Origin of the sequence: Skermanella aerolata KACC 11604, from assembly GCF_000936425.1 — a bacterium.
In the GTDB taxonomy this organism is placed as follows: Bacteria; Pseudomonadota; Alphaproteobacteria; order Azospirillales; family Azospirillaceae; genus Skermanella; species Skermanella aerolata.
In genome coordinates this window covers 26260-40110 of the sequence record NZ_AVFK01000052.1, presented here as the reverse complement: position 1 = coordinate 40110, position 13851 = coordinate 26260, and the positions used below count along the sequence as shown (strand labels likewise).

At 63.5% G+C, this 13851-nt stretch carries 16 protein-coding genes; 7 read left to right on the top strand and 9 right to left on the bottom strand.

Annotation, left to right across the window (positions count from 1 at the left end):
* Positions 1-52: 52 nt before the first annotated feature.
* From N826_RS33780 to N826_RS40890, 3 genes are all read right to left on the bottom strand, one after another.
* Positions 53-862 carry a hypothetical protein gene (locus N826_RS33780; RefSeq protein WP_044436339.1) on the bottom strand — a complete coding sequence of 270 codons (810 nt, stop codon included), beginning with the start codon at positions 860-862 and terminating at the stop codon, positions 53-55.
* A gap of 123 nt (positions 863-985) precedes the next feature.
* Positions 986-1423 (bottom strand): phage holin family protein, encoded by a 438-nt coding sequence (locus N826_RS33775; RefSeq protein WP_044436338.1) that lies wholly within the window; start codon positions 1421-1423, stop codon positions 986-988.
* Positions 1420-2409: a hypothetical protein gene (locus N826_RS40890; RefSeq protein ID WP_147040871.1), complete on the bottom strand. Its 990-nt coding sequence runs from the start codon at positions 2407-2409 to the stop codon at positions 1420-1422. Before N826_RS40890 ends, N826_RS33775 begins: the two co-directional genes overlap by 4 nt.
* Before the next feature lie 784 nt (positions 2410-3193).
* Between N826_RS40890 and N826_RS44530 the strand changes: the two genes are divergently transcribed.
* The 4 genes from N826_RS44530 (at position 3194) to N826_RS33750 (ending at position 7004) form a co-directional block, all read left to right on the top strand.
* Positions 3194-3904: a hypothetical protein gene (locus tag N826_RS44530; RefSeq protein WP_169789470.1), complete on the top strand. Its 711-nt coding sequence runs from the start codon at positions 3194-3196 to the stop codon at positions 3902-3904.
* Entirely contained in the window at positions 3885-4760 is an 876-nt protein-coding gene (locus N826_RS33760; protein ID WP_044436336.1) for a response regulator transcription factor, read from the top strand. Before N826_RS44530 ends, N826_RS33760 begins: the two co-directional genes overlap by 20 nt.
* Positions 4761-4785: 25 nt before the next feature.
* Positions 4786-6381: a sensor histidine kinase gene (locus N826_RS33755; RefSeq protein ID WP_044436335.1), complete on the top strand. Its 1596-nt coding sequence runs from the start codon at positions 4786-4788 to the stop codon at positions 6379-6381.
* Positions 6382-6530: 149 nt separating this feature from the next.
* Entirely contained in the window at positions 6531-7004 is a 474-nt protein-coding gene (locus N826_RS33750) for a hypothetical protein (RefSeq protein ID WP_044436334.1), read from the top strand.
* Here N826_RS33750 and N826_RS33745 read toward each other — a convergent pair.
* On the bottom strand, positions 6980-7894 hold the full coding sequence (locus N826_RS33745; RefSeq protein ID WP_044436332.1) for a DMT family transporter: 915 nt from the start codon (positions 7892-7894) through the stop codon (positions 6980-6982). The two genes, N826_RS33750 and N826_RS33745, sit on opposite strands and share 25 nt — an antisense overlap.
* Positions 7895-8049: 155 nt before the next feature.
* On the opposite strand from N826_RS33745, the gene N826_RS33740 reads away from it, so the two are divergent.
* Both N826_RS33740 and N826_RS33735 read left to right on the top strand, forming a co-directional pair.
* Entirely contained in the window at positions 8050-8556 is a 507-nt protein-coding gene (locus N826_RS33740; protein WP_244619656.1) for a thermonuclease family protein, read from the top strand.
* 180 nt (positions 8557-8736) lie between these two features.
* On the top strand, positions 8737-9522 hold the full coding sequence (locus N826_RS33735; protein WP_244619655.1) for a PhyR family response regulator anti-anti-sigma factor: 786 nt from the start codon (positions 8737-8739) through the stop codon (positions 9520-9522).
* Positions 9523-9556: 34 nt separating this feature from the next.
* Here N826_RS33735 and N826_RS33730 read toward each other — a convergent pair whose 3' ends face one another.
* The 3 genes from N826_RS33730 to N826_RS33725 all read right to left on the bottom strand — a co-directional run bounded on the left by N826_RS33730 (position 9557) and on the right by N826_RS33725 (position 11542).
* A complete protein-coding gene (locus N826_RS33730; RefSeq protein WP_044436328.1) occupies positions 9557-9814 on the bottom strand; it encodes a GlsB/YeaQ/YmgE family stress response membrane protein in 258 nt (85 codons plus the stop codon).
* A gap of 98 nt (positions 9815-9912) precedes the next feature.
* Positions 9913-10098 (bottom strand): DUF2256 domain-containing protein, encoded by a 186-nt coding sequence (locus tag N826_RS42315; protein ID WP_084721412.1) that lies wholly within the window; start codon positions 10096-10098, stop codon positions 9913-9915.
* Between the two features lie 43 nt (positions 10099-10141).
* Positions 10142-11542 carry an amidase gene (locus N826_RS33725; protein ID WP_044436326.1) on the bottom strand — a complete coding sequence of 467 codons (1401 nt, stop codon included), beginning with the start codon at positions 11540-11542 and terminating at the stop codon, positions 10142-10144.
* Positions 11543-11782: 240 nt separating this feature from the next.
* On the opposite strand from N826_RS33725, the gene N826_RS33720 reads away from it, so the two are divergent.
* The gene (locus tag N826_RS33720; protein ID WP_044436324.1) at positions 11783-12382 is read left to right on the top strand and encodes an HD domain-containing protein; all 600 of its coding nucleotides are present in this window, start codon (positions 11783-11785) and stop codon (positions 12380-12382) included.
* 47 nt (positions 12383-12429) lie between these two features.
* Here the strand turns inward: N826_RS33720 and hutG are convergent, their stop codons facing one another.
* Both hutG and N826_RS33710 read right to left on the bottom strand, forming a co-directional pair.
* Positions 12430-13257: an N-formylglutamate deformylase gene (gene hutG, locus N826_RS33715; RefSeq protein ID WP_044436323.1), complete on the bottom strand. Its 828-nt coding sequence runs from the start codon at positions 13255-13257 to the stop codon at positions 12430-12432.
* A gap of 238 nt (positions 13258-13495) precedes the next feature.
* Positions 13496-13843, bottom strand: coding sequence for an ArsR/SmtB family transcription factor (locus N826_RS33710; protein ID WP_044436321.1), 348 nt, complete (start codon positions 13841-13843; stop codon positions 13496-13498).
* Positions 13844-13851 lie beyond the last annotated feature (8 nt).

The window sequence follows — 13851 nt, the reverse complement described above, 5'->3', positions numbered from 1 at the left end:
CCGGCCCTTGTCGGCCGGCGGCGCCCTCCCGAAACGGTAGTGCCTTCAGGCGTTACCGGTTTCCGGTCTTTTCCTCGGCGCGGTTCTTGACCTGCTCCGGGGTGAGACCCTGGTTTTCGGCTTCGCTCTGGCCGGCGTCCTTGGCTGCTTCGACGCCGGCTTCGGCGGCGGTGCGGGCCACGGTCGCGGCGCGGTCAATCGCCTCGCTGCCGTATTCACGGGCGCGGTTGTAGAAATCGTCGCTGTAGTCGCCCAGCAACTCGTTCTCGTACCGGCTCGACGGGATGCTGGCTCCAAGCACGGCGCCTACCGCCACGCCCATGATGCCGGCCAGCAGCGGGTGCTCGTCGACGAGGCTGACGACGCTGCTGTAGCCCTGGCGTGCGCGGCGCGATGCCTGATCGCCGTAGTCGCGGGCACGGTCGCCATAGCTGCTCTGGCTGCCCTGATAGCTGCCGAAGTCCTGGCGTTGGCCGCCGGTCTGGCTCTGGACCCGGTCGCGCACCGACTGGGTGGCGCTGCTGGCCCGGTCGCGCCATTCGCTCGCCCGGCTGCTCGCCTCGTCGCCCAGTTCCGACGCCCGGTTCGTCACTTGGTCGCGCAGTTCCGACGCGCGGTTGAGCGCCTGGTCGCGGAACTCTTCCGCCCGGTTCATGGCGCGGTCGCCGTACTGGCGGGCGCGGCGGCTGGCGTCGCGCAGGCGCGCATCGACGGCCGGGTGGCTGGTGTTGCTCCAGACCAGCCAGCCCACGCCGAGTCCGATCAGGGCGAGCGGTACGGGGTTGCTCAGGACCGAGCGGTCTTCGTCCCGCGCATCGTAGTTGCGGTAGGCGTCGGTGTGTTCATAATAGTTTCTGCTCATGTGCTTCCGCCTGATGAGTTATGGGCCGCAATGCGCGCCGGCCGGCCGGTAAGCCATGCCGGCGCACTCGCGCCGCTATTGTTGAAAACGTCGTTTTACCGGTTCAGGTCAGCATGCCTGCGCTCAGCGTCCCAACTGTTCCTTGGCCCAGCGCTTGTCGTCCTGGAGACTGGCGATGGTCCGGTTCGGCTGGAGATTGCGTGCCGACAGCTTGCTCTTGCCCATCACGACCAGGACGATACCGATCAGCGTGACGGCTCCACCGACGATCAGCGCAGCCAGCCACGGCTCCATCATGGTCGCCAGATAGTAGGTCAGCGCCAGAAGCAGGAAGATGAGACCGGCGAAGGCCACCATGCCGCCGGCAGCCAGCGAAACGGCTCCCGATGTTGCCTGGCTGACCTTCTCCGACACTTCCGCCTTCGCCAGTTCGACCTCTTTCCGCACCAGGGTCGTGGTTTCCTGGGCGAGTTCGGTCAGCAACCCCGTCAGCGGCCGGTCGGCACCGCCCCGAGGAACGTCGCCGAACCCCCGGAGGTTATCGTCCGGCCTGCCGGTCATGGATTGGTACCCCGAGGCGGGGTCGAACCGAAGCCCTTGTCGTCCGGCTTGATCGTCGTCGCCGTGCTGCCGCTCGTCGGCGTGGCCGACATGCTACCTACGGTCGAACCAAGAGTGGTGCTGGACTTCTCGTTCTTCTCCGAGGTGCCGACGACGCCGGTGTTCCGCTCCACGTTGCTGGAGCCAAAGCCGGTGCCGGCAGTTCCGGTCGTCGAACTTGCCAGGGCGGCGCTGCCGCTGGCGGCTCCGGTGCCCGAAACGCCGCTCGTCCCGGCGGGATAGGCCGACGACGACGCGCTGCCGGTATAACCCCGGTTGGCATTGCCGTATCCGGTGCCCTGCTGCGAGTAGCGGTTCTGGCCACTGTAGCTGCCGTAGCTGCGCTCGCCGTAGGTGCTGGCGGAACCGCTGCCGTAGCTCAGGTTGCTGCGCCGCTGCGAGGCGCGGCTGCCCGACGTACGCAGGAAGCGGGCGATCAGGAAGCCGGTCGCGACGGCGGCGCCCAGGAAGACCTCGGGCTGGCGGCGAGCGAAGTGCTCGGCTTGTCCGACCAGATCGTCAAGGTTGCGGTTGCGCAGGGTGTCGGCAAACTGCTCGATTCGCTGAGCCGCCGTATCGGTGTAACGGGCAACGACGTCCTCGTTCTGCTCATTCAGCTTGTCGGCCGCCTGATGCAATGCCTCGGCGACGCTGCCGATGCTGTCGGCGACGCGGTTCTGCTGATGCTCGAAGGCGGAACGGGCGCGGGTACGGGCAGCACCCATCAACCGGTTGCCTTCCGATTCCGCTTGCTGCTTAGCTTGATCCACGGTGTTGGAAATGGTGTCGCGGGCCGATCCGGTGCTCGAACCGCCAAGGTTCGAGCTACCGGAACCCGGATTGCCAACGGTGGGGCCAGCTACGGGAGTGGTCGAGCCGGTGCGGGAGGCGCCCAACCCGGACCCGGTGGAATCGCCCACGGTGCCGGTAGTGTCGCGCGTAGCCATGTTCAGGACCTCCTCATGACGCTGTTCTCTGCTGCGCTCATTCACGCATTCGAATGAAATGTCCCAGAGCAACAGTGTTCGGTGAGTTGAGTTCCACAGCGAGGGCAAACACTTATGGCGCAAAGCACGGTTTGGCTACCACCCGGCCACAAATGCCGCCGCTGGTTCGGCGGATGATTCGGCGATGATGGTGCCGCCTTCGATCGGGGTAGGGCTGCGCCTAATGCGTAAGCCTTTGGCGTTCCACCGCTCTTGACCTTCCTTGTCACTATCGACAGTATGGCGGGCATCGGGGAACCGGCTCAGTGATAGGGTCACCAGCCGTATCGTTGGAGCCATTGACCTGATGAACCCGGCTAAGCTTAGCGCCTGACCGGGAACGCGGCTGGAATTCATGACGGCGAAGCTATCGCCCTGACGTGGCGAAAAAAACATGCTTCTGCCCATCCGGCCAAGACGCGGCGGGACCGGGTTACTCCCTGGCCCCGCCGCCTGAAACATGTCGTGCAGCCGCTACCGCGCTTGCCGTTTTTCCCCAGCGCAATGGTGGTAGGGGTGCCGTAATGGAAAAAACATTAAGCTTCTGTTCACCAGTTTGCCCTTCATTGGTCATACGATGTATACAGCATGGATGGCGTGCGTGACGCCGGACAAGGCGCTGTATAACTTTGGGCGACAAAATGAACATCGGCACAACCTGTCATTCGGCAAGAAGATTTGTCGTCCTGGTGTGCGACATGCCTTGCTCCTTCGGAGCTGGTGGTTACGCCCGTGGAGGCATTCGTTGCGCGACTTGACTTTCGTTGCCTTGACGGCGGCAGTTTTATTGGCCGGGTGTATCGATCCGGGTAATCCGGCGCCTGTTCAGGCTGCCTTGGCCGAACAGTCGTCCGTCAGTACCGAAGTTGCCCAAGCTCCTGTTCCGAAGTTGAAACCCAAGCCTCCGGCACCTGCGGCCACCGCTTCCGCCGCTTCAGGTGCGGGGAAGAAACCCGCGGCGCCGCCGCCCAATTCCTCCGCATCGCCGCAGAGCGAAGCACCGGCGGAGGAGAACGGGCAGGCGGACGGATCAAAGGCGGGGTCGGTCGTTATGGTGCCGCCCTCAGCACCGCTGCCGGAGCCCCTGCCGGCACCTGCCGAAGCGTTGCCGCCGGCTCTGCCGCCGTCGCTTCCGCTGGCATCGTCACCGCATGCGATACCCGAGCACCCAGGCCCCAAGGCGTTGGTCGGTCTGGACGAGCAGGCGACGGTCCGCCTTCTGGGCGAGCCGTCCTGGACCGAGGATGTTCCGCCCGCGAAATACTGGCAGTACGCCACCCCTTCCTGCGTCTTGCGGGTCTTCTTCTTCATGGAGATGACGACGCAGAACTTCCGTGCCCTTTCCTATGAACTGACGAGTAGCGACGATGCCCCCAATGTCCATGAACGGTGCTTCGCACAACTCCTCGCCCAGGCTTCAGGCCGTCAGACGGCCCATGGCAACCGCATCAACTAACCCGGTAACCGGCGCCGTGCCGTCCAAGGTCGCCTTGGTCGACGACGACGACTTGTTCCGGGAATCGTTGGGCATGAACCTGGCCGACGAGGGATACGACGTGATCCCCTTCGATCGAGGCGCCCCGGCGCTGGATTACTTCCTGCGCGGCGGCAATGCCGATGTGGTCCTGCTGGACTGGCGAATGCCCAAGATGGACGGCATCGACGTGCTGCGCCAGCTTCGCGCCAGCGGCATCGAAGTGCCGGTGATCTTCCTCACCGTCCTGTCCGACCAGATCTACGAGGAAGCGGCCCTGGCCGGCGGCGCCGTGGATTTCGTCGAGAAGTCGCGCTCCCTGCCGATCCTGCTAAAGCGGATGCAGCTCATCCTAGGCGGCCGCAAGACCGGTCCCGACGAAGGCGGCGACCTTCCGGCGATCCCCGGATCGCAGCCCGGCGCCGCGGCGGGTGCCGCCAATGCCGGTGGCGCCAATGCCAACCTGTTCAACCGGGGCGACCTGGAACTGCGGCTGGACGGCAGCCGGGCCTTCTGGCGCGGCACCCGGGTCGATCTGACGCTGACGGAGTTCAACATCGTCCGCCTGATGGCGACCCGGCCGGGCGAGGACATCTCCTACCGGGAAATCTACGATCTGGTCCACGGCAAGGGCTTCGTCGCCGGCTACGGTCCGGCCGGCTACCGCGCCAATGTCCGCGCCTTCATCAAGCGCATCCGCCAGAAGTTCCGCATGGTCGACGGCGAGTTCGACCTGATCGACAACTATCCCGGCTTCGGCTACCGCTGGAGCGACGATCCGGTCGGCGGCGACATGGACGGTGGTGACGACGACCTGAGGGCCGGGGGCCTGAGCTGATGAAGGCGGGGGAGGCCGGTTCCTGATGGCTCAGCCGCGGGCAAGGACCGGCGGACGCTGGATTCTGCGCTCGCTCGCCAGCCGCCTCGTGCTTGTGTCCGTCGTCTTCATCGCCGTGCCGATCCTGATCTACCAGCAGTTCCGGGCCGCCGACGAGGACAAGCAGACATTGCTGCTCCAAAGCGCTCAGCAGCAGGGCCAGCTGATCGCCCGTGCGCTGGAGCCGCTGCTCGCCAAGGCCGATGCCAGCCTGCTGCCCCGGCTGGGTGAGGAACTCGCGCGGTTCGCCGACGAAAACACGAGGCTGAAGCTCCTGCTGCGACCTAAGAGCGTTCCCGGAGCGCAGGGCTTCTACTATGTCGGCGCCGCACCGCTGGCCCCGAACGCCAACCTCGATCTGGAACGCCAGCGCCTGCTGGAGCAAGGAATCCTGGCGCGCCTTGCCGACACGTGCAGCGGCAACCAGCCGTTGGCGATCCGCTTGCAGACGGCAACGGGCGCCCTGGAGGTGCTGACGTCGATCACGCCGATCAACAGCCCGTTCGGGTGCTGGGCCGTCGTGACGTCGCATTCCACGCCGACATATCTGGGCTCCTCGATCGGCCAGCCCTATTGGCAGACGCCCGAGGTCCAGGCAGCGGCGCTGATCTACCTTGCCATGGCGGCACTGGTGCTGCTTCTGTTCCTGGGCGTCTGGAGCAATCTCAGGCGTTTCGGCTCGCTCGCGCGCCAGATCGGCAATCACGACAGCGGGCGATCATCCTTCGCCGATCAGAACACCGTTCCGGAACTGCGTAGCGTCGCCGAGGACTTCGACCGGCTGGTCGATACGCTCCGAAGCTCCGCCGACAATCTCCGCCGTGCGGCGGAGGACAACGCCCATGCCTTCAAGACCCCGATCGCGGTGATCCGCCAGTCGCTCGAACCGCTGAAGCGGATCATCCCCGGCAGCGACGGTCGGGGGCCGCGCGCCATCGACATGATCGACCGCTCGCTCGACCGCCTGGATGGCTTGGTCTCGTTCGCGAGGCGGATGGACGAGGCGGCGGCCGACCTGCTGGAACCGCCGCGCCGTCGGGTGGACATGTCCGAGTTGCTGGAGGACATGCTGAGCGGCTATGCCAACCTGCTGGCCGAGCGGCACCTTCACCTGCGGCTGCTGATCGCTCCGCATGTCGTCGTACGCGCCGGTGAGGATCTGCTGGAGACGGTCGTCGAGAACGTCGTGGAGAATGCGATCAGCTTCTCGCCGATCGACGGAAATATCCAGGTCAGGCTTGCCCGATCCGGCAGAATGGCGGTCTTCACGGTCGAGGACGACGGCCCCGGCGTCGATCCCGTCAACATCGAGCGGATCTTCGAGCGCTACTTCTCCCAGCGCGACACCGTGGAGTCGTCGGAGCACCGTACGCTGGATGCTACCGGTACGGATGGCGTCATGAGGACCGTCGTACCCTTCGACCAGCCGGTTCAGCCGGCGGGTACAGGCGATTCCCTGCATTTCGGCATTGGACTTTGGATCGTGCGAAGGAACGTGGAAGCCGTCGGCGGCAAGGTGACCGCCAGGAACCGCGAAAGCGGCGGCCTCCTGATGAGGATCGAACTGCCGATCGCTCATTGACCGGCGAAGGCAATGGGTGCCAGCGACCCAGCGGTAGCGGCTTCGTCATATCCTATTTTTGGCACATACACTGGAAGGCCGAAGTTCTCTATCTTGAGGGGTATCGTATGCCGCACGGATGAACAGACATGTCTTTATTTGAGGAAGATATGAATACGGTTCCGAAGTCGCCGGTGTACCAGTACACCTTCACGAGGGGTGGAGCCGGATCCAAGGATCATTCCGATATTCCTGCCGCGGCAGCGGAGGAATTCGCCCATTCCCTCGAGCTCTTGAGCAACACCAGCCTGCATCTGTCGCTTTTCAAGATCATCCTGCCCGACCTCAAGCCCGACGCCGCCGGCAAGGTCATGCAGCGCGCCTTCGGCAACCGGGGAATGATCAGCCTGCTCGCGTCGGGTGGTTTCGCCGTCCTGCTGATCGGCACGGAAACCAGAGAATCGATCACGAACGCGATGACGGTTGAGTTCCTCCACGTCGCGCAGAGCGACCTGGGCTTGCGATCGCGGCTGGAGATCGCCGCCATCCATCGTCCTGCCCCCGAGATCGGCGACCCCGAGGACATCATCGCCCAGCTTTCGGGCTTGCCGACAGAGCGCTACCCCGTCGGACGCGCCGCCTGAGGCTTGCGGTTGACGAGAGCCACACCAAGCGCCGTGACCGCCATGCCGGCCAGGGCCAGCATCCCGAGCCGTTCGTCGAACATCAGGTAGGCGATGACCGCTGTCGCGGGTGGGACCAGATAGAACAGGCTTGCGACCTGTGCCGCCGCTCCCCGCCGGATCAGCACGTAAAGCAGGAACACCGCTCCTACCGAGAGCACCAAGCCTAACCAGACAAGCGCGAACAGGAACTCTCCGGTCCATTTTACCTGCATGGTTTCCAACTGCCAGGCGAAGACGACAAGGCCAACACTGGTCGCGGCATACTGGATGGCCGTTCCGCTTCTCAGATCCATGCCACCGCAGAAACGTTTCTGATAGAGCGTGCCGGCCGTGATGCCGACCAGTGCTGCGATACACAGGGCGATGCCCGTCAAGTAACCGGCCTTGAGTGACAGGTTTTCCCAAACGACGAGAAGAACGCCGCACAAGCCAAGCGTCAGGCCCAGCCATTGACGGCCGCTTACCCGCTCGCCGAATACACGCCCGGACGCGGCCGCCGTCAGGAGCGGCTGGAGACCGACGATCAGAGCGGCGATCCCTGCCGGAAGCCCATGGGCGATGCCGGTGAAGACGCCTCCCAGGTAGACGCCGTGAACCAGCAGGCCGGCGATCGTGATGTGTCCGACATCGGTCCAACGCCGGGGCCACGGAGCTCGCATCACCAAGGCCGCCACGGCCAGGATGAGGGCTACGAGCGACAGCCGGATCGTCAGGAAGGTCAGCGGCTCGGCATAGGGCAGCCCAAATTTGGCGCCGATGAAACCTGTGCTCCAAAGCAGGACGAAGACACCCGGCGTCAGCCGGAGCCAGTCCGGTCCGCCGGTCGAGGTGGGGAGTTGCTGTGTCATTGCCCGATCTGCTTCGTCGTTGGCACAGGTCATAGCGGTGCACGGCAACGGCTAACGTTGGAAAGAGCATTTTGCAACGTCTGGATTGTATCCATACAGTCCGCCTGGATGCAGGCGTTAGCGGGCCTTTAACCGTCGCCCGCTACGCTTCGCGGATGATTTGGGGACGCATCATCGCCATCGCACTCGGTATCGCGGGATTCAACACCAGTGCTCCGTCCCATGCCGCCCGCATCGCCGAAACCGAAGTCCAAGGGGCTGGCAGCGCCATGGAAGGCGATGTCGTGAGCGTCAAGGGAACGATGGTCCGGCTTCGCGGCATCGATGCGCCGGATCCGGGCCAGATCTGCCGGACGCTGCGGGGAGTGGAATACGACTGCTTCACCGCTGCTCGCGCACAACTCCAGCAGATGCTCGACCTCGGTGAGGTGACCTGCGTCGCCAAGGAGCAGGATCGCAATCAGCAACATATCGGGGTCTGCCACGTCCTGGGCAAAGACCTTTCGGCGGCGATGCTCGTCCGCGGCTGGGCCTTCGCCTACCGCAGTCTGAGTACGGCCTACGGCGGGCTCGAGGCTCGAGCCCAGGCGCGCAAAGCCGGCATGTGGGCCGGGCGCGTCGAAGCGCCCTGGCTGTGGCGGACAAGAAAGTTGAACGAGTGAAACAGTCTTTTTCAGAGTTCCGCCTTCACCGACTGAACGAATAGGATTGTCGCGGAAGATTAACCAAACTTCACTTGTCGACAAGCGTTCAATCGATGCCTAATGTTCCCAGCGCAACCGTGTGCTTCGGCGGAGCGGCAATGCTGCCGAATACGTTCGGCATCTGGAATGAAGGCTGGAATGATGCGGATCTATGCACGGGAATTGAACGAGCACCTGCCGAGTTTGCGCCGTTACGCCCGCGCGTTGACGGGGTCGGTCGACCAAGGCGACGATCTCGTGACCCGGTGCGTCGAAGCGGCTGTCATGGCGCCGCAGAGCTTCGGAATTCCGATGAAGACACCGGCGCCTCTCTATGCCCTTCTCCATGCATTGTTCGACAAGGAGGGCGAGGGGAAGCCTTTGAAGACCCAGCACCCGATAGAACGCGTCCTGGCCCGCCGGCCGGAAACCGACAGGAGGCTCTACCTGCTCGTAGCGCTTGAAGAGCTGACGGTCGACGAAGCGGCCAAGGTCGTGAATCTAGGAACCCGGGAAGCCTTGTCGAGGCTGGTCAAGATCAGGGAATTCCTGCGGCAGGCAATGACGGCACGGGTCATGGTCGTCGAGGATAACGCCATCGCAGCGGTCGATCTGAGCGAAATGATCAGCGACATGGGCCATGTCGTCTGCGGTACCGCAGCGACCGAGCCGGAGGCCCTTGCCCTCGCCAATGCCGGAAGCCCCACGCTGGCCCTGCTAGATGTGCGCTTGGCGCAGGGTGGGAGCGGTATTGCGGTCGCGCGGACCCTTCGCGACCGCTTCGCCGTGCCCGTGATCTTCGTTACCGCCTATTCGGGCGATCTCCGTCTGCTGGACGATGAAGGATTGGGTCCCGTGATACGGAAGCCTTACACGAGCGATGCGGTCCGCGACGCGATTACCCAGGCGGTTTTCGCGCCGCTTCCCGAAGTGCTGCTTCACTGAGCCTCAAGGCTCAGGCCGTACTTGCTCTTAAGGTTCAGACCGTACGCGAGCGGCCGGCGATCAGACGGTAGATCAGCAGAATGATGATCGCGCCGACGACGGCACCGATGAAGCCCGCACCTTCGCCTGCCCGGTACCAGCCGACGGCTTGGCCGAGATAGGTGGCGACGAAGGCGCCGGCGATGCCGAGCAGGATCGTGATGATGAAACCGCCGGGATCACGGCCCGGCATCAGGAATTTCGCGACGATACCAGCCAGTAGGCCGATGATGATTGTGCCGATGATGCCCATTGCAGATGTCCTTGTTCATGCCCCATGGATGTTCCGTTAACGGCTGAACCTTGTCGCAAGTTCAAAGGCTTGATCGCCCCGGTGGGAGCCAGTTCGGGTTACCCACGATCGAAGGGACCAGCAGGCGGCGATCCGCTTTCCGGCGATGCGCGCCGCCGCTGCCGCCTGCACGCATCGGAGCAGTATTTTACGTCTTCCCAATTTTCGGCCCACTTCTTCCGCCACGCGAATGGTCGGCCGCAGACGGCGCAAGGCTTCGACGGCAAGTCACCTTTGCGTCTCATGCGGCCGCTCATCGGTCAGGCGGCCAGAAGCTGGGAAAGCAAGTCAACGCCGCTCCGGCGGAAGGACGATGGGGTGCGCCAGCTCATAGGCCCTTGCGGCACGCAGGACCAGATCGTCCCTATGCATGGGGCCGACGATCTGAAGGCCGACCGGCAGTCCCGAAGACGTCAGCCCGCAGGGCATCGAGGCCGCCGGTTGCTGTGTCAGGTTGAAAGGGTAGCTGAAGGGCGTCCAGTCGATCCATCCGCCTTCTTCCGGCTGGCTCGGCTCGTTCAGTCCGGCGCGGAAAGCCGGGATTGGCATCGAAGGCGTCAGGAGGAGGTCGTAGCGCTGGTGGAAGAGGTTCATCTGAACGCCGAGTTTGCCGCGGGCCAGCGCCGCCTGCTGGTAATCCAGCAGAGACAAAGCGGCTCCGGCCGCCTCGAAGCCGCGCAGGTGCGGGTCCATCATTGCCTTCTGCTGGTCCGTGAACCCGGACATTACGGTTGCGGCGCCGGCTGCCCAGTGGGTGTAGAAGATGCGCCCGGCGTCGGGCATGTCGAGCGTCACCTCCTCGACCTCCGCCCCGAATGCGCTGAACTCGTCGGCGGCACGTCGGACAAGGGCCGCCACCTCGGCATCGACTTCTGCGCCGTTGAGGGTCGGAGCGAAAGCCACCCTCATTCCCGCTATGCCATCGTCCAGCCCGGCCGTGAAGTCCTTATCCCCATAGGGGAAGGCAAACCAGTCGCGCGGGTCCGGATAGGCCATCACCCGTAGCATCAAAGCTGCGTCGGCTACCGTCCGCGTCATCGGCCCGACATGGGAAACCGTTCCGAAGGGGCTGAGTGGGTATGCCGGAACCCGGCCGAAGCTCGGCTTGATGCCGAAGATGCCGGTGAACGACGCCGGAATACGGATGGAGCCGCCGCCATCGGTTCCGACATGGAGCGCGCCCATGCCCGTCGCGGCGGCGACGGCCGCTCCGCCACTGGATCCGCCCGGAGTCATATCGGGATTCCAGGGATTGCGCGTGACTCCCGTGAGAGGACTGTCGGTGACGCCCTTGTGGCCCAGCTCGGGCGTGGTCGTCTTGCCCAGCAGAACGGCTCCGTGCTCCCGCAGCCGAGCGGTGGCGGGAGCGTCCTCTTCCCAGGGTTGATCGGGGGATACCGCCTTGCTGCCCCGGAGCGTCGGCCATCCCTTAGTCAGGATGAGGTCCTTGATCGTGGCCGGTACGCCGTCCACCAAGCCTTGGGGCTGGCCCTTGATCCAGCGTTCCTCGCTGGCGCGCGCCGCCTCGATTGCGGCATCGCCATCGACGAGCGTGAAGGCGTTGAGTTCGCTATCCAGGGCCGCGATGCGGTCGAGACAAGCCTGCGTCACTTCCACGGGGGAAAGGTTGCGGCTACGGTAACGGCCGAGGAGTTCGGTGGCGGAGAGGAGGGCGATGTCTGTCGTCATGTCAAGATGCGCCGTTGTTTCGGAAGCGGGCGGATATGATCTTCAACCTTCCATTAGACTTGAGTAACCCACTTAGGGAAGGCTTGATGCCGGTAGTACATGCATCATGTCACTCATCCGTGCGCATGGCAAAGCCGGCCGGGCTGCCGATGACGGAAGGCTGCCGCGATACCGACAGCTGATACTGCTGAATGCTGATGCTATTGTCCGGTAGCTCCATTCCGGGGCGAGGGGATCTTCATGAGCGATACCAAGCGTCTTGGCCACATCCTCGATTTCCTGCTGCTGACCGACCGATTCAAGACGATCGAGCGCAAGGGCTACATCGCAGATGGTTCGCGGCGGGAAACCGATGCCGAACACACGTGGCACATGGGCCTGTTCGCACTCCTGCTTCACAAGGAGTTGAGCTTCGACGTCGATATCGGGCATGTACTGACCTTGGTTCTGATCCACGACCTCGTCGAGATCCACGCGGGCGACACCTATGCATACGACGATGCCGGGTGCGCCGGGCAGGCGGAGCGAGAAGCGCTTGCTGCTGAAAAGCTCTTTGCCGAACTGCCTGCCGATCTGGGCGCCAGCCTTCATGACTGGTGGCGTGAGTTCGAGGATGGCGAAACTCCTGAAGCACGGTTCGCCAAGGCGATCGACCGGGTCCAGGGTTTCTCCCAGAACTACAATTCAGGGGGCAGGGCATGGCGGGAAAACGGCATTTCCCGCGAACGCACCTATCAGAGAACGGCGCTGCCGATCTCGGTCGATCCTGCCCTTAAGGCTATCATAGAGGAGCTTTACAGCCGGGCGGATGTAGAAAAGCTCTGGCCCGCGAAGTCGTGAAACAAACCCTGTGGACGTGAGGGACGGTTAGAGCCGAGCGGCGTCGATCAGTAATACGCGACCCTCTGCCGGGTTCCTTCGGCATGCTCCCAGGCCCACTCCACCAGGACTGACATGAAACGTTCGAGAACCGGACGGACTTGGCCGGCAAGATCGTTCCGGTATCTGTAGGGTGCCTCTTCGTCCATGTAGGTCGACTGGCTCAGTTCCAGTTGAACGACATGGATATTGTCTTCCGGCCTGCCGTAATGCCGTGTGATGTAACCGCCCTTGAAGCGCTGGTCGAGCGCCGTGGAAAAACGGTCCGATGACGACAGGACGTTCATCAGCCGGCCGGACAGATGCGGACTGGCGCTGGTGCCGTCGGCGGTCCCAAGGTTGAAGTCGTCGAGCTGTCCCTGAAACAGACGCGGCACGGTGGATTTGATCGAGTGAGCATCGAACAGGATCGCAAGGCCGAACCGCTCCTTCAATACGGCCAGTTCGGCTTCGAGCTGGCGATGGTAAGGATGCCAGTACGTGTTCAGCCTGCGGCGGACTTCGACCGAGTCCGGTTCGCATCCATCGCGGTAAAGCGGGGAATAGTTGAAGGCCGTCGTCGGACAGAGCTCGGTATTGTCGCCACCGCGATACAGCGCATGCCCTTTGGGATCGCGGTTGAGGTCGATGACGTAGCGCGACTGCGTAGCGGCGAGAAAGCCAACACCCAAGGCCGGCGCGAAGTTGTACAGTCTGTCCAGATGCCAGTCCGTATCGCCGACCTCATGAGCTGCGTCGGTCATCGATGCCGCTATGTCCAGCGGAATGTCGGTGCCGACATGGGGGAGGCTGATTAGGACCGGCGTTTCGCCGGGTTGGAAGCGGAATGTCTCCATCTGATCCTCATGCCTTCATAGGCCGCATCGCGTGCAGCCGAGGTACTGGGTGCGTGATCGCAGCTCAGCGATCACGATCGGCACTATAACCATCGAACTATCACCGAAGATCGTTCGGGCGTCAAACGATATGTCGCTTTTATGACGCGGTTGAGTGCCGCACCGCACCCAGGACACTGAGGAACGGAAGTAGCGAGACCATGATGGCAAACAATTATTTGATAACCAATGGTCTTCTTCAAGCTTCCAGGTCGGGTACACTTTCGGCTACGTGATCGACCATGTCGGATAGGACGCGCCGTATGTGCTCGTCGGTGATCAGATAGAAGACGCGGTTACCGCGCCTTTCCGCCTGGAGCAGTCGTCCGGCCCTAAGAAGCCGCAGATGATGGCTGACCAGCGAAGCCGACAGGCCAAGCTGGTTCGCCATGTCGCCGACCGAAACAGGTGTATCCAAGCATGCGAGAATGATCCTGAGCCGGCTTGGGTCGCTCATCAGCCGGAACATGTCCGCCAGTTCGGTGGTCTGGTCCTCCGATAGGCGCATATGGGCCGGCAGTTCCTTGGCGGAGGTATGCTTCAACATGCTCTGGT

Bases quoted from the DNA above. Each gene is read 5' to 3' on its own strand.
- N826_RS33735 (WP_244619655.1), top strand. From the start codon at position 8,737: ATGATGCGGATCTATGCACGGGAATTGAACGAGCACCTGCCGAGTTTG.
- N826_RS33775 (WP_044436338.1), bottom strand. From the start codon at position 1,423: ATGACCGGCAGGCCGGACGATAACCTCCGGGGGTTCGGCGACGTTCCT.
- N826_RS42315 (WP_084721412.1), bottom strand. From the start codon at position 10,098: ATGAGACGCAAAGGTGACTTGCCGTCGAAGCCTTGCGCCGTCTGCGGC.
- N826_RS33745 (WP_044436332.1), bottom strand. From the start codon at position 7,894: ATGACACAGCAACTCCCCACCTCGACCGGCGGACCGGACTGGCTCCGG.
- N826_RS40890 (WP_147040871.1), bottom strand. From the start codon at position 2,409: ATGGCTACGCGCGACACTACCGGCACCGTGGGCGATTCCACCGGGTCC.
- N826_RS33730 (WP_044436328.1), bottom strand. From the start codon at position 9,814: ATGGGCATCATCGGCACAATCATCATCGGCCTACTGGCTGGTATCGTC.
- N826_RS33740 (WP_244619656.1), top strand. From the start codon at position 8,050: ATGATTTGGGGACGCATCATCGCCATCGCACTCGGTATCGCGGGATTC.
- N826_RS33780 (WP_044436339.1), bottom strand. From the start codon at position 862: ATGAGCAGAAACTATTATGAACACACCGACGCCTACCGCAACTACGAT.
- N826_RS33750 (WP_044436334.1), top strand. From the start codon at position 6,531: ATGAATACGGTTCCGAAGTCGCCGGTGTACCAGTACACCTTCACGAGG.
- N826_RS33755 (WP_044436335.1), top strand. From the start codon at position 4,786: ATGGCTCAGCCGCGGGCAAGGACCGGCGGACGCTGGATTCTGCGCTCG.
- N826_RS33710 (WP_044436321.1), bottom strand. From the start codon at position 13,843: ATGTTGAAGCATACCTCCGCCAAGGAACTGCCGGCCCATATGCGCCTA.
- hutG (WP_044436323.1), bottom strand. From the start codon at position 13,257: ATGGAGACATTCCGCTTCCAACCCGGCGAAACGCCGGTCCTAATCAGC.
- N826_RS33725 (WP_044436326.1), bottom strand. From the start codon at position 11,542: ATGACGACAGACATCGCCCTCCTCTCCGCCACCGAACTCCTCGGCCGT.
- N826_RS33720 (WP_044436324.1), top strand. From the start codon at position 11,783: ATGAGCGATACCAAGCGTCTTGGCCACATCCTCGATTTCCTGCTGCTG.
- N826_RS33760 (WP_044436336.1), top strand. From the start codon at position 3,885: ATGGCAACCGCATCAACTAACCCGGTAACCGGCGCCGTGCCGTCCAAG.